At 52.0% G+C, this 18,054-nt stretch carries 13 protein-coding genes; 6 read left to right on the top strand and 7 right to left on the bottom strand.

From position 1 onward, the window contains the following. The first annotated feature begins 58 nt into the window (after positions 1-58). From WFJ73_RS14800 to msrA, 3 genes are all read left to right on the top strand, one after another. A complete protein-coding gene (locus WFJ73_RS14800; protein ID WP_336773797.1) occupies positions 59-808 on the top strand; it encodes a YheC/YheD family protein in 750 nt (249 codons plus the stop codon). Between the two features lie 129 nt (positions 809-937). Continuing rightward, positions 938-1,603, top strand: coding sequence for an ABC transporter ATP-binding protein (locus WFJ73_RS14795; RefSeq protein ID WP_336773796.1), 666 nt, complete (start codon positions 938-940; stop codon positions 1,601-1,603). 152 nt (positions 1,604-1,755) lie between these two features. Further along, positions 1,756-2,277: a peptide-methionine (S)-S-oxide reductase MsrA gene (gene msrA / locus WFJ73_RS14790; protein WP_336773795.1), complete on the top strand. Its 522-nt coding sequence runs from the start codon at positions 1,756-1,758 to the stop codon at positions 2,275-2,277. A gap of 73 nt (positions 2,278-2,350) precedes the next feature. Here msrA and WFJ73_RS14785 read toward each other — a convergent pair whose 3' ends face one another. Further along, positions 2,351-3,343 carry an NADPH:quinone oxidoreductase family protein gene (locus tag WFJ73_RS14785; protein WP_336773794.1) on the bottom strand — a complete coding sequence of 331 codons (993 nt, stop codon included), beginning with the start codon at positions 3,341-3,343 and terminating at the stop codon, positions 2,351-2,353. A gap of 74 nt (positions 3,344-3,417) precedes the next feature. Further along, positions 3,418-4,092, bottom strand: a complete 675-nt coding sequence (locus tag WFJ73_RS14780; protein WP_442955951.1) for an O-methyltransferase — start codon at positions 4,090-4,092, stop codon at positions 3,418-3,420. A 125-nt stretch (positions 4,093-4,217) separates the two neighbouring features. On the opposite strand from WFJ73_RS14780, the gene WFJ73_RS14775 reads away from it, so the two are divergent. Beyond that, positions 4,218-5,114 carry a LysR family transcriptional regulator gene (locus WFJ73_RS14775; RefSeq protein WP_336773793.1) on the top strand — a complete coding sequence of 299 codons (897 nt, stop codon included), beginning with the start codon at positions 4,218-4,220 and terminating at the stop codon, positions 5,112-5,114. A 148-nt stretch (positions 5,115-5,262) separates the two neighbouring features. On the opposite strand, the gene WFJ73_RS14770 is transcribed toward WFJ73_RS14775, so the two are convergent. The 5 genes from WFJ73_RS14770 to WFJ73_RS14750 all read right to left on the bottom strand — a co-directional run bounded on the left by WFJ73_RS14770 (position 5,263) and on the right by WFJ73_RS14750 (position 15,554). Further along, on the bottom strand, positions 5,263-11,736 hold the full coding sequence (locus tag WFJ73_RS14770) for an alpha-amylase family glycosyl hydrolase (RefSeq protein WP_336773792.1): 6,474 nt from the start codon (positions 11,734-11,736) through the stop codon (positions 5,263-5,265). 361 nt (positions 11,737-12,097) lie between these two features. Then, positions 12,098-12,463 (bottom strand): hypothetical protein, encoded by a 366-nt coding sequence (locus WFJ73_RS14765; protein ID WP_336773791.1) that lies wholly within the window; start codon positions 12,461-12,463, stop codon positions 12,098-12,100. 15 nt (positions 12,464-12,478) lie between these two features. Further along, complete coding sequence (locus tag WFJ73_RS14760) at positions 12,479-13,960, bottom strand: FTR1 family iron permease (protein ID WP_336773790.1); 1,482 nt, start codon at positions 13,958-13,960, stop codon at positions 12,479-12,481. Positions 13,961-14,135: 175 nt separating this feature from the next. Then, complete coding sequence (locus WFJ73_RS14755; RefSeq protein ID WP_336773789.1) at positions 14,136-14,702, bottom strand: GNAT family N-acetyltransferase; 567 nt, start codon at positions 14,700-14,702, stop codon at positions 14,136-14,138. A 12-nt stretch (positions 14,703-14,714) separates the two neighbouring features. Next, positions 14,715-15,554: an AraC family transcriptional regulator gene (locus WFJ73_RS14750; RefSeq protein ID WP_336773788.1), complete on the bottom strand. Its 840-nt coding sequence runs from the start codon at positions 15,552-15,554 to the stop codon at positions 14,715-14,717. 122 nt (positions 15,555-15,676) lie between these two features. Here WFJ73_RS14750 and WFJ73_RS14745 point away from each other — a divergent pair, with 122 nt between their 5' ends. Next, positions 15,677-16,750 (top strand): Gfo/Idh/MocA family protein, encoded by a 1,074-nt coding sequence (locus tag WFJ73_RS14745; RefSeq protein WP_336773787.1) that lies wholly within the window; start codon positions 15,677-15,679, stop codon positions 16,748-16,750. Positions 16,751-16,761: 11 nt separating this feature from the next. Further along, positions 16,762-17,919 carry a Gfo/Idh/MocA family protein gene (locus WFJ73_RS14740; protein WP_336773786.1) on the top strand — a complete coding sequence of 386 codons (1,158 nt, stop codon included), beginning with the start codon at positions 16,762-16,764 and terminating at the stop codon, positions 17,917-17,919. The last annotated feature ends 135 nt before the right edge of the window (positions 17,920-18,054 follow it).

Genomic DNA, 18,054 nt, shown 5'->3' with positions numbered 1-18,054 from the left:
GCATATCTTAACTCTGTAAGACTACCATGTCAGGAAGACGGAGGAAGATTGTGTCCTTATGAGAAAAAGAAGAGGCGTATATAACAAATGGGCCAAAACCATTATTCTTAACCGAAAGGCTTCAACCCGTAGTCATGTTCCGCATACCCTCCTGTTTAGCGAAAGCTCTTTGAAAAGCATGCTGCGGCTCTATCAAATGGTCTATGTGAAACCAAACAGAGGATCCCACGGCGTTGGGGTTATGCGGGTGGAGTACAAGCATGGCACCTATTCCTATCAGCTCGGAGCAAGAAGGAGAAGAAACCTGACCTGGGCACAGCTTGTTGCTTCCTTAACGAACAAAATTAAGGGCACCAAATACATTATTCAACGCGGCATCCATTTGTCGAAATTCAAAAACCGGATCTACGACCTGCGGATCGAGGTACAGCTGAACGAATACGAGCGCTGGCAAATGACCGGCATACTTGCCCGGGTTGCCCAGCAAGGCATGGCCGTAACCAACGGGGCGCAAGGCGCCGATGTATATACCTTCAGTTCTGTTATTGCATCCCATGGAGGAGCTGAGCTGGTTCGCAAGGTTTCTTCTCAGCTGAACAGCTTGTGCATCGAATGCGCGCATCTGCTTAAAGCCCAGTATCCCTTCTTGACCGAGCTAGGCTTCGACATTGCGCTGGACCAGCAGTTGCATCCTTGGATTCTCGAAGTGAATACAACCCCTGAGGCTATTCCCTTCAAGAAGCTTCCGACCCGGAAGATGTACAATCGCATTATCCATTTGCGCAAGCTGAATGCCCGCAGAACTTAAGTGTAAACAAGCCGGAAAAACCGGAAAATTGAACAAGCTTTTTGAATAGCCTCTATAGTAGGTAAATGCTTACGAAGTAAGAATTGGCGCAAAGAGCGTGCGCCAATTCTTTTAGGAGGGGTCAAAAGGATGTCCTTGGTTCAAATGGAGCAGATTACGAAGCATTACCGAATGGGCGGGCAGCGTTACACGGCCTTGCAGCATATTTCGCTGGAAGTGCAGGAAGGCGAATTTATTGCCATTCAAGGGCCGTCCGGCTCCGGTAAATCTACGCTCATGAATATCATGGGCTGCCTGGACACTGCCGACAGCGGCACTTATGTGCTGGAGGGCAGACGGGTATCGGCAATGAGCGATAATCAACTGGCGGATGTGCGCAACAGGAGGATCGGGTTTATTTTTCAAAGCTATAATCTGATACCAACCTTGTCAGCCTACGACAATGTAGAGTTGCCGTTAATCTACCGGGGAGTTCCCGGGCATCAGAGAAAAAAAGCGGTGCTGGATACGCTCGAATCGGTTGGGCTGAGCGGGCATCTGCATCACCGTCCGGCGGAATTGTCAGGGGGGCAGCAACAAAGGGTCGCAATTGCGAGAGCGCTTGCAACAAATCCTTCGATACTGCTCGCGGATGAACCTACAGGCGCGCTCGATTCGCATACGGGAAAAGAAATCATGGCGCTCTTAACCAAGCTGCATGCGGAAGGCCGTACGATTATCCTGATCACCCATGATCAGGCGGTGGCTTCGTACGCAGATCGAATTCTATATATTAGAGACGGAGCTATCGCTTAAGTCTTAAGCCTCATTGCTTTCCGGCTGTATGCGGAGGGTTATGGGGCTTATTGGCGTGTAGAAGCGCCGAAATTGACTTCTTGCGCCGGACAAGTTACTTTTAGAAAATAAAGAATGGCAAGTCAACGCAACAAAAGAAAGGGTTATGTAAAATGTCGCTTACGCATGCAACCTTTGCCGGTGGATGCTTCTGGTGTATGGTTACGCCGTTCGAGGAGCTTCCGGGCATTCACGGAATCGTATCCGGTTATATGGGCGGCCATTTGGCCAATCCGACTTATGAAGAGGTTAAAAAAGGGACAACCGGTCATCTCGAGGTCGTCCAGATTGCGTTCGATCCGGCGGTATTCCCTTATGAACGCCTGCTTGAGCTGTTCTGGCCCCAGATTGATCCAACCGATGATGAAGGACAGTTCCAGGACCGCGGAAGCCAGTACCGTACCGCTATTTTCTATTATAATGAGGAGCAGAAGGAGCTCGCCCTTGCTTCCAAGCAGGCGCTGGCGTTGTCCGGGCGCTTCGACAAGCCAATCGTAACGGAAATCCGTGAGGCGGAGACGTTCTACCCGGCGGAGGATTACCATCAGGATTATCACAAGAAGAATCCGAAGCATTACAAAGAAGACCGCGCCCAGTCCGGACGCGACGAATTTATTGAGCAGAACTGGAAGTGATTCCGTCCTTGCAATAACAACCCGCTTGACCTGCCGTTACAATCGATACGGCAAGCCAAGCGGGTTTTCTTTTTTATCCAAGCTTTACGATTGTCCGGCCGCGCACTTGTCCTTGCAGAATGAGAGCAAGCTCTTCCGGAAGCTGCTCCAGCTGGATTTCGTTTACGATCGTGTTGCTTAGCATCGTTGGTTTCAGGTCTGTTGCTAGTCGTTCCCAAACCCGGCTGCGGAGCTCCATCGGGCATTCCACCGAATCGATACCAAGCCAGTTCACCCCTCTAAGAATAAAAGGATATACCGAGGTCTCAACTTCAACGCCGCCGGTTAATCCGCTTGTGGCAACGGATCCGCCGTATTGGAGCGTGCTCAGCAGGTAGGAAAGTGTTTTCCCCCCAACCGGATCCACCGCTGCCGCCCAGAGCGGACGCCGGACCGGCTTGCGTTCCGTTTCCGTCAGCTCATCCCGGTGAATGACATGCGTTGCGCCAAGCTCTTTCAAATAGGCCTCTTCGCTGAGTCTTCCCGTGCTGGCCGTTACTTCGTAACCTCGTTTGGCCAGTATGTTGACGGCAACGCTGCCTACCCCGCCGCTAGCGCCCGCGACAACGACCGGACCTTTCTCCGGTGTTAGTCCGTTATCCTCAAGCCGCTGAACGGATAACGCCGCCGTAAAGCCCGCCGTTCCTAGGATCATGGCCTCTCGTTGGGTAAGCCCGGTTGGCAGGGGAACAACCCAGCTTGCGGGAACCCGTGCCAGCTCGCTGTATCCCCCATGATGCGTTACGCCAAGACCATAGCTCGTTACGATGACCTCATCCCCCGGCTTATAGCGCGGATCCGTAGATTCGGCTACGGTGCCGGAAAGGTCGATGCCCGGGATATGCGGGTAGCTCTTTATCATTCGCCCCCATATTCCAACCATCCCGTCTTTATAGTTCACGCTGGAGTAGGCGATTCGAACGGTTACTTCTCCTTCGGGCAGATCGGCGGCAGCCAGATTTTTAATCGTTAGCGTTGGTGCTTCTTCCCCATTGTTATCCGCTACTAAAGCACGGAAGTGATCCATTCTTGCATCCACTCCTTCGGTTTCGTTTCTTCTATTGTAGCGGAAAGACAGTGGCACATCCAAATCGGGGGATGTTAACTCTTCACGATCCCCAGCGCAAAGCCGTCGTAGCCCTTGGATCCAACCGTTTGGATAGCCGTTGCGGTCATTCGCGGATCCTCCGCCAGCAGTTCCATGAATTTGCGTACGCCTTGAACGCGGGGATCCGTGCTATGTCGGTTTGTTACTTCACCCTCCCGAACGACATTGTCGGCAATGATAACCGTGCCGGGACGGGAGAAGCGCAGCGCCCATTGCAGATAATGGGGATTATTAGGTTTGTCGGCATCAATAAAAATGAGATCAAAAGGCGCCGTCCCTTCCTCCTCCAGCTTTGCTAATTGCTCAAGCGCTTCTCCAACTCTTATCTCTACCTTTGGGCTAAGTCCGGCTAATGCGATATTTTGCCCGGCAACGGATGCATGATGGGGATCAAGCTCCAATGTGATCAGCTTTCCGTGCTCCGGCAGTGCCCTTGCCATCCAGATCGTGCTGTATCCGCCCAACGTACCAATCTCTAAAATCCGTTCCGCGCCAATCATCTGAGCATAAAGGCTAAGCAGCTTCCCTTGATTCGGCGCCACATCGATGGCAGGCAGATCGGCCTGTTTATTGTTCGCCAGCACCTGCTCCAGAATGGAATCCTGCTGAATGAGCTGCTCCGTCAGGTAGGCATCAACTTTTTCCCAAATGTGCAATGTACTCATCATAATCACTTCTCCTCGCTTTGAATTGACTTTCTGCTTCCATAGTAAGCGAGTTATAATGATAAGAATAATATATGTTTTTCTTCGACTTATATATTTTGTATATAGATGGACTGGAGAGCTGCGTTATGAATTTGCATGCCTTGCGTTTGTTTCATACGATTGCCGCAGCGGGGAGCGTAACCCGCGCTTCAGAGCTGCTGAACATCAGCCAGCCTGCTATTACGGCTCAGATCAAGAAGTTTGAGAAAGAGCTGATGCTCGATCTCTTCAAGCCCCAAGGAAGAGGAATCGCTTTAACCGATGCAGGCGAGGAGCTTTCCTTGCTGGCTAAAAGACTGTTTGCCGTGGAGCATCAGATCGAGCAATTTGCCGTGAACTACCGGAGCGGCACCATCGGCAGCATCCGGCTTGCCGCTACCTATTTGCCTTCCCACTTCCTTATCCCGGCTTGGATCGCAAAGTTCAAGCAGCAGTTCGAGCAGGTCGAAATGAATATTACGACGACAAATTCCAGCGGAGCCTTACAGCAGCTTCTGGACGTCGAAGTTGATATCGCCATATTTGGCGGAATAGCCGAGAATTATCCGGACACGATTCAGACGGAAGAATTGTTTCAGGATGAACTATGGTTTGTTGTTGCACCGGCCCACCCGTTTGCCAATCAGCGGGTCACGTTGCCTGAGATGATGAAGGAGCCGTTTGTTATGCGCGAGGAAGGCAGCTCGACCCGGGAACGCCTGCTGTCCTTATGCCGCACCTACAATTCCGCCGTTCCGACCATCTCCCTCCAATTCAACGGATTACATGAAGCGATTACTGCCGTAATCGCAGGCTACGGCGCCAACTTCGTCTCCTCCCTTGTCGTCCGCGACTACGTCGAACGCGGCGAGCTCGCCCGCGTCTATGTCGAAGGGATCGATCTCAAGAACACCATCGCTATCTGCACCCGCAAAAACGAGCCGCTTCCCGCCTCGGCGATGAACCTTGTGCAGATGATCCGGCAGAATCCGTATGTGAGGTAGAGCCTCGCATACGGCTATCCCAGCTCATATCCGCTGCAACTCGGGTTTTTCCTCTTAACATAGAGCAGCAGGCTTTTTGCCTGCTACTGCCCCAGCTCCACCATCAAGACGCAAAAAAGCTGCCCCATATGGGACAGCTTTCCTTCTTCTACAAGCCTAGCAGCTTGTAGATCACCTTCGCGCTTTCGGCTCGGGTAGTGTTGCCTTGCGGGTCGAATTTGCCTTGGCCCTTGCCATTGATGAAGCCAAGCTTAACGGCTGCATCAATAGACGTTTTCGCCCAGTCATGGATAGCGGCGGAATCGGTAAAGGTGTTGCCTTCCGCGCCGTCTTCCATTTTCTTGCCGCTCTTCGCTTCGTACGCTCGCTTGAGCATAACGGCCATCTCTTCGCGCGTAATGACTGCGTTTGGCGCAAAGGTTGTAGCGGTACGCCCTTTAATAATGCCCGCTTCCGCCGCAGCTGCAACGCTATCGGCATACCAGCTGCTGGCTGCTACATCCGCGAAGCCAGCCGGCTTGGTCGCCTGCAGGTTCATTGCCCGAACAAGCAGCGCTGCAAATTCGGCACGGGTTACGCTTCGTTCCGGCTCAAACCGGTCGGCCGTTACGCCTGTTATCACATGCTTGGATGCCAGCTCCCTGATCATTTCCCAAGCCCAATGAGTCAACGGAACATCTCCAAAAGTCTTCGCATACTCCAATGCCGCATATTTGGAGAAATGCTGAATATCTGCCGTCATTGTACCGTCTGCATTTAACATTCCTCCGACATATTCCAGCTTGCCGCTATCCGCCACGTAATAAATACCGGTCAACTTCTTATTGGCTTCGCTATCCAGCTTGAATGTCAGCTTCAGCGGTTCGTCAAACTTGCTTAATACCGCCGCTTCCTTGCCATTGCCATCCACTAGCGCTAGGCGGAAATCAACTAAGGCGGAAGCCGGGCTTAACTCCGCACCATCTGCCGCAGCAGCCTTTTTCAGCAAATCCTGCTCCGCCGTTGCATCAAGCGGCTTAAGCTGCAGGACAATATGCGAAGCAGCACTCGACGCAGAGTCTCCCGCTTTCTTCACCAGCTCTTGCAGCATCCCGCTTGGGATGAGCAGCGTCAGATCACCTTGCTTAAGCTCCAGCGGTTTGCCGGCTAACAGCTCAGCAGTTCCTACTGGCAGGAGTACTTCCGTTTTTCCATCAACCGCAACGGTTACTTTGCTGCCGCCAGCTTGCTTCACCGCATCCTTCAGCTGATGTTCGGTTACCGTCACCGAAGAGCTGCCCGGCGTCACTCCGCCGCCGTTGCCACCGCTGCCGTTTCCATTGCCGTTGCCGTTACCCTCGCCGCCGTCTCTTGTAATCACAAGCTCCATCGTTTTGGTCGCTTGCGAAGCGCGGCCTTTATCCGTGTACCAATCCTGCGCCAGCGTCTCGGCGCTTGGTTCAATGTGAAGCTTAAAGCGGTTCTCGCCCGGCTCAAGCGGAATATTTTCCGCATACACATTGCCGTAGGCATCCATTGCTCCGTCAGCCAGCGGCTGATCGTTGATCGTAAAGTCCACGCCATACGGCACATTGGCACGCAGCGTAAACGACTCTTCCTTGGTATCGTACGAGATATCATCGCCATAAGAGATACGCGGCATCGTCAAGATCATCGGCATATCCACCCAGCGCAGGACGTAATCGTCGACAACCATCGTATTGCCGCCCTGGTTCTTGATCGTCAGCCTCATATTCGTATCCGTCGAGGAGTACGCATAGTTACCGGCATCCACGGTATCGTTCGCCAGGCGGGCATGCGAGGTAAATGCCTCCGTCGCCCAGGTGCCGCGGGTATATTTGTACTGGATCGACTTGCCTGCCATCATTTTGAAGCTGTATTCGACCACATCGCGAGTCGTGGCGCCGCTTGGAACGATCAGCTTGTTGCCTGCCGAATTCCAGCCGTTCAGATCGCCCGCCAAATAAATATCGTCTTTAACCGGCGTATAGCTAGGCAAATGAACGCGGAGCTTCACATCGACCATAACAAGCTTTGGCGTTACCGATTGTTCGCCCGAGTAAGCCCGGTTATATGCGCTGTCTACGGCAGCTACCTTGTACGTATAAGCGGTATCGTTGCTGACCGTAAAGTCCACATAGGACAACGCTGTTTTGGCTGCCGAAGCAATTTTCAAATATCCCGAGTTTGCCGTCTTGCGGAAAATCTCGTAATGATCCACCGTGGTTTCCTCGGGATCCTCCGTCCAGTTCAACAGCACGCGGTTGGATTCTACAGCAATCTCCGCAAGCACGGGAGCCTTCGGAGCCACCGTATCCGAGCTGTCCGCCTGAACCAGCACCGCTGCCTCAGCCGATTCGGCAAACGACTCGCCGTTATCCGTAGATATTTTGGCAAAATAATGATACGTTCCCGCTTCCGTTGGTTCAAAAGCAGCCCAGTATACCTTCTTTCCGTCTTCCGTATCGGACTTATAGCGAAGCTTGGTATCTTCAGACGCTGCTTTGCCAGCGCCCTCTTTATAGAACGCAAGGCGTCCAATGACGTTTGGCGCTTCTTTGCCCGCATAAGCCGCGTTGTCCGTCAGGCCGGGAATATCAATCGTTACTTCAATGTCGGAGGTCTTATGGCCAACGCCAAGCGTTACTTCCTCCGATTGCTTTGTTACTTCCACGCTGCTGACCGGGAACGATGGCGTTGCCGAGCCGTATTCGCTGAGCGGGCTTTCTCCATCCTCCGTCACGGCCGTCACCGTGTAGTAATATTTTTTGCCGTTCACGACATTCGTATCGGTCCAGCTTGCATCTTCCGGCTGTCCTACCAGCTGCAGCTGTCCGCCTTCAATCGCCGCGCGGTAGACGTTATAGCCGGAAGCGCCGGCTACCGCATTCCAGGTCAAAGCCACTTGCCCGTTGCCGCCGGCCGCATGCACATCGAGCACCTGCGGAACCTGAACCAGCTCCGACGTCGACGTCATCATGAGACCGGTCATCGCTTTTACCGTCAGCGTCACTTTGCCGCCGGCAACAGATGCTTCCGCATTGCTGCCAAGCTGGTCTTTCAGCGTCAGTCCTTCAGGCAGGAAGCCTGCCACATCCGCTTGAATGGACACATCCGAGGAGCCCCGGTTCACCACGACAAGGCCACCTTGGCTGCCTGTTTTCCGTGCATAGGCAATGACATCGCCCGTATTATAAGCCGTCTTCAGCTCCCCTGTACGGAAAACTTCATTGTTATCGCGCACGGTGCCTGCCTTCTGATACGTATCGAACAGAGACGCATATTTTCCAACCCCGGTATACTCTCCACCGGATTCCGATACGCGCTCCCAAGGGAACGTACGGCGGGAGTCGGGATCTTTCGTACCCGTAAGACCAACCTCATCCCCGTAGTAAATCGTTGGAGCGCCCGGATAACCCATTTGGAAGATCGCCGTCAGCGCCTGCATCTTCAGCGCGTTATCCGAAGCTTCCGGCGCGATCGCCAAATGCTCCTCTTCCCATTCCGGCTTATCGTATTTCGTAATCGAACGGATCGTATCATGGGAATCGACCAGGTTGAGCATCACTTCCCAAGCCTCGGCCGGATAATCCTCGCGGATCGACTCCAGCGCATCGTTAAATTGCTGGGCGTTGCCGCCAAGAATAAAGCTTTGCAGCGCGCCGCGGAAGCGGTAGTTCATCACCGAATCGAATTGGTCCCCAAGCAGGAACCGCGTAGCTACTCCCCACTCTTCGCCAAGAATAATCGGCTCCGGAATGGTCTCGCCATTGCTGTCCTTGCGGCCTTCCGTCGACTTCACCGCTTCGCGAAACTTCTGCCAAGTGCCCGCGGATACATCCGGCGCAACGTCGAGACGCCATCCGTTTGCCCCCATCCAGCCCCAGCGCTGCGAGTTCGCCTCCTGCATCATCGCGGAAGCTTCTTCATCCGTCTTGCCCGTCAGATTATGGCCGATAACGAGATCGCGGTAACCTTGAACGTTCCATTCATGGTTGCCCGGAAGGCCTTCGGTATCGCCTGCGGCAGGCGTCGGCGCATCGATAACAGGCAAGGAATCGTAGCCCCACCAGCCTTCGTACTTGTAATGGCCGTCTACCTTTTCATTCGTAACCGTAAACCAGGTTGTAAAATCGAAATCTTCCGGATAAGCATAATGCTTGCCCGTAGCCGGGTTGATCTGAGAGGTAAAGGAATCAATAACCTGCTGCTTCGCTGCATCAAGCTCTAAGCCATTGTCATTCACCTTGTCGTACACCTTTGCCCAGAACTCGTAAGCTCCGATCTCCGGGTATTTCTCATAGCGGTCAAAATAAATCGAATCGTCCCCGACATGGTTAAACACGCCGTCAACAATGAGCATAATCCCCATCTGATGGGCTTTTTTCGCGAATTCGGTGAAAACGCGGTCGGAAGCTACCCTCGTCGCTTCGTAATCCAGCCCGGAGCTTGGATCGCCAGGCGTATTGTACACCGGCTCGCCAAACATCGGATCCAGATGCTCGTAGTCGGTTGCATCGTATTTATGGTTCGAGCCTGCCCAGGCAACCGGGTTGAAGTAGATGACGTTTACGCCAATGGACTTCAGGTACTCCAGCTTCTGCGAAGCCCCTTGGATATCGCCGCCGTAGAACTCGTTGGTCCATACGCCGTCGGATTTCGCATCCGGGAAGTAAGGCTTCTGCTCCGGCGAGATCCGGTCCGGATTTTCCGGTACGGTCGACCATGTTCCGTCCACCTGATCCGGCGTTGGATCATTGGCCACTCCGCCGTCAAAATATTGCAGCTCATAGCCGCCCTTCGAAGTCACGCCGGCCGTTGCGGCATCCCCATCTGCAGGCCCGCGGTAGCCGTCCTCCGTCTTCGCCCGGTTATTGTCCTTGTTGCCGTCATAGAAGCGGTCAGGGAAGATCTGATAGACAACGGCATTTTTCATCCAATCCGGCGTCGTAAAATCTTTATCGTAAACGGTCAGATCGTAAGGCAGCACGCCTTCATCCGCCGTTGTGCCGGTACCGCCGCGCGAACCGTCGTCGCCGTATTCCACCTTCGCCGTTCCGTCGATCAGGATAAATTTATACCCCCATACCCCGATGCCCTTGAACGTCGAGCCCGGGATCGTCACTTCCCAATAATCCTTGTCGTCAAAGGAAGTCGCTTTGTGCATATCAAACGCGGAAGCGAGACCTTCCGGATTGCTCAGCTCCACGCGAACGACCTGCGCGTCGCCCGCTTCCGTCGCAATGCGGAGCGTGACATCCTCGACTCCTTCTTTTATCGCGCCAAACGGCTTCTTGTAAGTAACCGACCGGGAATCAAACAGCAGCTTGTCGCGCTTGATCATCCCGTCAAACTGGCTGTCCGCCGGCTTGTAATTCGTCACGATCGTCCGCTCCGCAGGCACGGTGCTGAACGTGATATCGGCCGGATCCAGTGTCGTCAGAATAAAATTGTCGTTGCCCGATCCGTAATTATTCGCCGACCAATTGTCGCCCTGAACAACCTTCATCTCGTACCGGCCTGCCGGCAGCGAACGCTGCAGCTTATAGACCGAGCCATCGAAGTTGTAATCGACAAAGAGCTGCTTTGCTTGATCAGGCGCCCAAGCGCCTTCTCCGAACTGCGTCTGAATGTCGCCAACTAGCCTCGGCCAGTCTGCTGCGCCAAGAGCCGGCGTATATTGCGGAATGCCGCTTGCTCCCGGCACGCTGATCCGGACTTTTCCAAGCTCGTCGTTGACATAGAAATTCACCTTCGATTGAGCCGCCAGATCAAAAGCAAAGTTATTTCCGTTATCCGAGTAACCGTCCCATGTACCTTGTCGGACCAGCTTGAACTCGTAATGACCCGCGTCCAGCACGGTCGAATAAGCGTAAAACTCGCCGACGAGATGCCTCATAAGCGTATCCGCCGAAGCGTTATTCCACCCTTGGAAGGAACCGGCAACCACCCATTTGGCGCTGCCACCTGGCTGGTTCACGAATACATCCGCAACCGGAGCATTGGCCGGCGGCTCGCCAACGAGAATTTTACTGTTTCCGTTCGACGTTTCCGAATTCGCAGGATCCTGGAACCAAATGCTTGGCAGCCCGTCAGCCGCCGAAATAAATTTATACGTATAAGTCCCGTCCGCACGCGATTCTGCCGCAAACGTATAATTGCCCTCACTGAGCACCATTTCATGTTGGTCGGCAAAAGCATTCGCATCAAAGCTTCCCGCCACCTTGAAATGCGGCGTATAGCTCAGATGAATCTTGCTGTTCTCATCCGAAGTCACGCTCAGATTCGGATCGTCCAGCCAGTTGCCGTTCACCAGAAACTTGTAGCCGTAAGCCTTGCTTGGCGCATCGCCCGTTACCTCTGCCGTGTAAGTACCGTCCCCGTCCTCATCGGTCAGCTTTACGGCCGGATCGCCCCAGCTGTTGAAATCGCCTTTGGCCGTAATGCTGACCGACGATTTCGGCAGAACAAAATGAATCGTGCCAGCCTCCGCATAGGTTCCGCTGACAGCGCTTGCTTGAACCTGCTTGGGCATCAGCCCCACCACCTGAATAACCATCATGATCACCAGCAGCAGCGACCATACTCTTGTCTGTTTTCTGTTCCTTACATGCTTCATCATATGCGCGTAATCCTCCCTAGTACATTCGAATTGGGCAAACGATTGCACAACAAGACGCAAAAAGCTCCTTTCCGCCGATAAAAAAAGCTATCCCTTGGGTTAGAAGAGATAGCGGGGTTGTTCCGGCTTTTGCAGTAAAAACCGGAAGGCATTGCCCTTAAGTTAGGCATTTATCAGCTTAAGTTCATTACCCTCATCCTATTATGAAAACGCTTTACAGTCAATGATAGGCTAGAAGAAATTTACTATTCGACAGAATCGGCAAAAATATGAGCAACCGTTTGCGCATAATGGACTATTGAAACGGGGAGATTTATAGCCATTACGTTCAAAAAGGAGCCGGGAACCGGCTCCTTTTTGATTATTTAATTTCTTTAAGGGCGTCATTTAATTTGACGATTTGTTCTTTAAGCACGGCTTGGTCCAGCGGAGTTTCTTTAACTCCGGTTTGAATCGCGCCCAATGGATCTTCAACTTTGCCGTATACATCGGCTTGCTTAGCCTTTACATCGTCTTCAAACTTCTCCCAATTCGACTCAAGCTCTTCAGCGTTCTTTGCTGCTTTTGCGGCATCGTTCGCATCCACGTTCTTCTGCATATCCGTTAAAGTATCCTGCATTTTCTTTGCGCCGTCTGCGGTCGAACTCGAATTCGACGAATTCGACGAACATGCTGCAAGAACAAGAACCAAACTTACTAGTACTGTTAACCCTTTTAATGTTTTCAAATGAATAACCCCCGATTAAATATGATTTATATTTGTCTGCTGTTGAATCTTTAACTCTTTTACTCGTTTATAGACAACGACAAGGATTGCAGCCAGCAGAAGGATACCTTGAGGAATGATATTTTCCCAAGTTGGATACAGACCAAATACATCGGCCACCGGGAGACTGTCCGAGTGCGTAGCTTTCAATACGCCTGCTAATTGCAGTCCGTGGATTCCCATGCCAAGAAACTTGAAGCATAAATAAAATACTAGAATGCTGGAGACGAGGAAAAAAGGTCTCATCGGAATTTTCACGCCAACTTTTATAATCAAGAAGGCAACAACAATCAAAATCAAGAGCCCGATTGCAATACCCGATAATAAACTGATCAGGCTAATGGAGGAAGCCATGCCGATAAAGAAGAGCACCGTTTCCGTTCCCTCTCGAAAGACAGCAAGGAAGGAGAGAATGGCAAGCGACCATAGGCTTCCGGAAGCAAGCGCCTTGGTGCTTTTGCCATTAATATAAGCTCTCCAGTTGGAAAGGCTTGATTTGCTGTGCAGCCAATAGCTCATATAAATAAGCATTACCGCAGCAAATAGTCCGGTACAGCCAGCGATCAAGAAGTTATTATTGCCAAATGTACCCTTAGCGAACAGTTGCTGGACAACGATGCCTAGAATAACACTAACCAGTGCGCCTGCCCCTAGACCATACCAGATCCAGTTCTTTTTCTCTCCATGGCCTGATTTCTTCAAGAATCCAAGAAGAGCGACGATTACCAGGAGTGCCTCAAGTCCTTCGCGAAGCAGGATCGTGATGACATCAATCATCCCGTAGCCGGTTTTATTGGCCAGCGGTGCCAGATAATCGCGCATGTCCTTCAGTGTCTGTGCGGACTTCGCGATTTGGGGAGGATTTGAAGTAAGCAAGGCGTACGAGGATACCATATCTCGTTCCGCATCCCCATAAATTTTAGAGGACTGCGTGAGGACGATACCCTCGACATCCAGCCATGAATTACGAAACGCCTCGATCTTGGCTTTCGCCGTCTCCACATCATTTTGGGCTAGAGCCGCATTCGCTTGGTCGAGCAGTTGGAGGATATCTTTAATCGTTGCATTTCCGGAAGAGACAGGCTCTGTAAAGGAAGAAAAATCGCCAGTTATAACTTTTTGATTGATGTTTATTAGTTTGTTAAGGCTTTGAACGACTTGATCTTTAGAAACCGGATTCTTGGCAAAGGCATATTGAACTTCGCCCATTGTTTCTTCAATACTGCGATAGGCGCCTTTAGATTTGGATTTTATATCCTGTTCAAAGACGTACCAGCTTTTGTTAAATTGGTCATATTGCTGCTTGGCAAGAACAAAATCATTTTGCTTGGCCGATTCTGCAGCCTTTACAACATGATTATTAGCGTCCGTTAATGCATCAGATGCTTGATCTGCGAATACACCGAATGGCAATAGAAGCATACAAATGAAAATGAGAACAGTTAATTTAAACTTCATTAATCCACCCCGATATCAAATGAGAAACGTTATCAATAAACTTTCCACATTCAATATTACGTACTTAGAGGGTAGATGTCAATAATGATTCTCAATCGCGATATTGGGAAATAATTGAAATGACTAGTTTTGACAATCAATTCTTATGTGTGTGAAACCCCGCAGAGCTATGTGGTCATAGCAGGTCATTTGACAGCGCCTCCCCCGCGTCATACGCGATCAGCCAGCAATCCCGGTATTCCCCCTCATGCCATTCATGTTTCTCCATCAGCTTCACCTTCTTGAAGCCGCACTTCTCATACACTCTTAACGCTCTTGTATTCCAGGCCTGCGGGTCCATGACGATCTTCCGCGCTCCCCGTTCCTTGATCAAATATTGAACCGTTTCCTTAATGAGCTCCGAACCAATTCCCATGTTCCAATAACGAGTCTCGCCAATAAACTGATCCATCCCGTAGAGGCTGCCTGATTCATTCGAGAGTCCGTAAATCTCCCTTTCCTCTTCCCCAATCTCATAAAATTGCAGATAGCCGATATCGGTGCCCTTATATTGAATAATGCAAGGCATGATTTCTTCCCGGTCCTCGTAAAAATGCTTCTGAACCAATGCCGCGTCAAGCGGCCTGTCCCTGCCCTCGTAATACTCCAGCACAGCCGGATCACTCAGCCAGCGGACCAGCAATCCCGCATCCTCCGGTTCAAGCGTGCGAAGACCTACCTCTTTCCCTTGAAAAAGAATCATCGTTTCACCTCATTATTTGATTAGATGCTGCCTATACGTCAGCGGTGCCACGCCCATGATCTGGCGGAAAATTTTACTGAAATACGAGGGGTTCGCAATCCCTACCCTATAGCCGATTTCCGATAGCGGCAAGGTTGTCTTGCGAAGCAGCGAGCAGGCATGCCGGATCCGCGTCGCTTGGGTATAAGCCACAATCGTCGTGCCAGTGGATTCCTTGAACAGATGCGCCACATGGTAAGGCGACAAATGAAGCTCGCCAGCCAGGTCCTCCAGCCGGAACGGCTCCATATAATGCTTCTCGATCCACCCGATAATCTCTTCCACATGAAGATTATGCCTCTTCAGATAAGCCGATTCACCGTCAGGGCTTTGCTTCAGCTGATGCACAAGACTGAGCAGGAAAACGCCCATGTTTTCCTCGAAATCTGCCTCTCTCTTGCCGCCCATCGTTATGCTGAACTGCCTGAGCAAAGCAACAAACGGCTCGCTCTCCGGCATTGCGTTCACTGGATGAACATTTGCCTGCTGCAGCATTAAGCGCTGGAAGAAGCTTTTTAGACTCGGAAAATCATTCAAATACCCATGAAGCACAGCCGGTTCGAAGAGCAGCACGCTGCGGATAAAAGGCTCCGCCTCCGTTACCTGAATCTGAATCCGGTGCATCTGGAACGGCGGGAACACAAGCAGCGTATTGGGCTCAATCGAATACGATTTCCCGTCGATAATGAGCAGTCCCCTGCCCTCATGCACATAGGTAAGCTCCATCTGGGAATGGGCATGAAACACCTCGCGGAAATAGTCCGTTGACGTTCTGCGATACTCGTATTCGAACCATCTTTTTGCTTGAACCATCCGTTTTCCCGCCCTTTCAAGATAACCGCAAGATATAAACACTTTACCGCAAAATTGAGCGACAAAGGATGTCTTTTTCCATATATTCTAGAAGCAATTCCACTAAAGGAGATGTTTCTGGCTTGAATAAATCAGATGGCATGAATTATGCGCCGCAAGGCAGACCGAATCCGGTCGTAACGCCCGGGGAATTCCAATTTGCGGCGATCGCGCTGGACCACGGGCATGTCTACGGCATGTGCAACGGATTGATTGAAGCAGGCGGCGAGCTTGTATACGTGTACGATTCGGATCCGGACAAGGTTGCCCGGTTCGTTAAGACCTACCCTCAGGTGAAGGTTGCCGCTTCGGAGGAAGAGATTTTCGCCGATTCCCGTATTCAGCTGGTTGCTTCCGCGGCTATTACTTCGGAACGCTGCGCGCTTGGCCTTCGGGTGATGCGGGCGGGTAAGGATTATTTTACGGACAAAGCTCCGCTCACAACGCTGGAGCAGTTGGAAGACGCCAAGCGGGTTTCCGCGGAGACCGGACGCAAATACATGGTGTATTACGGCGAAAGACTCCATAACGAAGGAGCTTTATTCGCTGGCCAGCTGATCGAGCAAGGAGCGATCGGACGGGTTGTGCAGGTTATGGGCTGGGGTCCGCATCGGACGAATGCGCAATCCAGACCGGAATGGTTCTTCGAACGGGAAAAATACGGCGGCATTATTTGCGATATCGGCAGCCATCAAATCGAACAGTTCCTGTCGTATACGGGAGCCAAGGACGCGCAAGTCGTACAGTCTCGCATCGCCAACTATCATCATAAGGACTATCCGGAGCTTGAAGATTACGGCGACGTTATGCTAACGGGGGATAACGGTGCAGCGGCGTACTTCCGGGTGGACTGGCTGACGCCTGACGGGCTGAGCACTTGGGGCGACGGCCGGACGCTTATTCTTGGCACGGACGGTTATATCGAAGTCCGCAAATATGTGGATCTTGCCAAGAGTACCGAGGGCAATCAGGTATATATGGCTAACCACGAGGGAGAGTTTCATTTTTCGGTAAAAGGCCAAGTCGGCTATCCGTTCTTCGGTCAGCTTATTCTCGATTGCATCCACCGTACGGAAAATGCCATGACTCAAGAGCATGCTTTCAAGGTTGCCGAGCTTAGCGTATTAGCCCAAAATCTTGCGGTTCGCATGGAATAGGAGAGATGAAGATGCTGAAAATCGCCATTATTGGATCCGGGGCTATCAGTAGAGCCCATATCGACGCCTATCAGAAATTTTCGGACAGATGCCGGATTGTTGCGGTTACGGATATTTACGTAGACAAAGCCGAGAGCCGTATTGCCCAGTGTGGACTTACGGAGGCGAAGGCGTACAGCGATTACAAGCAGCTGCTGGGGCAGGATATCGATCTGGTCTCCGTCTGCACGCCCCCTTATACGCATGCCGAGATTGCCGTAGAATTTCTGAAGTCGGGCAAGCATGTCCTGGTCGAAAAGCCGATGGCCTCCTCGCTTGAAGAATGCGATGCCATGAACCGGGCGGCTGAGGAAAGCGGTAAGCTGCTGTCGATTGTAGCCCAGAACCGCTTCCGCACGCCGATGATGAAGCTGAAGTCCGTGCTCGACAGCGGGCTGATTGGCCCGGTTGTCCACTCGCAGATCGATTCCTTCTGGTGGCGCGGTCACTGCTACTATGACCTGTGGTGGCGCGGCACGTGGGAGAAGGAAGGCGGCGGCTGTACGCTGAATCATGCCGTCCATCATATCGACGCGCTGCTCTGGATGATGGGCCGGCCAGCCGAGCTGCAGGCATTCATGAGCAATACGTCGCATGATAATGCGGAAGTCGAAGACCTGTCGATTGCGATGCTAAAGTTCGCCGGCGGCGGCCTTGGCCAAATTACGAGCTCCGTCGTCCACCACGGCGAGGAGCAGCAGCTTATTTTCCAGGGCAAAGCAGCACGGATCTCCGCGCCATGGAAGCTTGTCACTTCCAGCTCGATGGATAACGGCTTCCCGACTCCGAATACGGCTCTCTCCGCTGAAATTCAAGCCTATTACGACAACCTGCCGGAGGTTGCCTACGAAGGGCATGTCGGACAGATCCATAACGTTCTGTCCGCGATCGAGGGCGGGGAATCGTTGTTGATTGACGGACATAGCGGCCGCGCGACGCTGGAGCTGATTCTTGGCATCTACAAATCCGCCAGCACCGGGAAAAAAGTCACTTTCCCTCTGGCCGCCGATGATCCGTTCTATACGCGCCAGGGCATTCAGGACAACGTCCCGCATTTCTACGAGAAAGGTGCCTCGGTCGAGAACTTTCAGGACCGCACGATTACGACGGGCAGCAATTTGCGAGGATAGCAGATTGATGTGGAGGAATAAGACCCTGCTGGGGTCTTATTCTATCTGAAGTTACTCTACTGGTTATGAATAAGACCCTGCTGGGGTCTTATTTCTTTACGAGTACCTTTAATGGATCAGTTTCGTCACTCGCGC

This window comes from Paenibacillus sp. MMO-58 (assembly GCF_037146255.1).
In the GTDB taxonomy this organism is placed as follows: domain Bacteria; phylum Bacillota; class Bacilli; order Paenibacillales; family Paenibacillaceae; genus Pristimantibacillus.
Note: the sequence above shows the minus strand (reverse complement) of the source record. Positions and strands in the feature narration are given on the sequence as shown.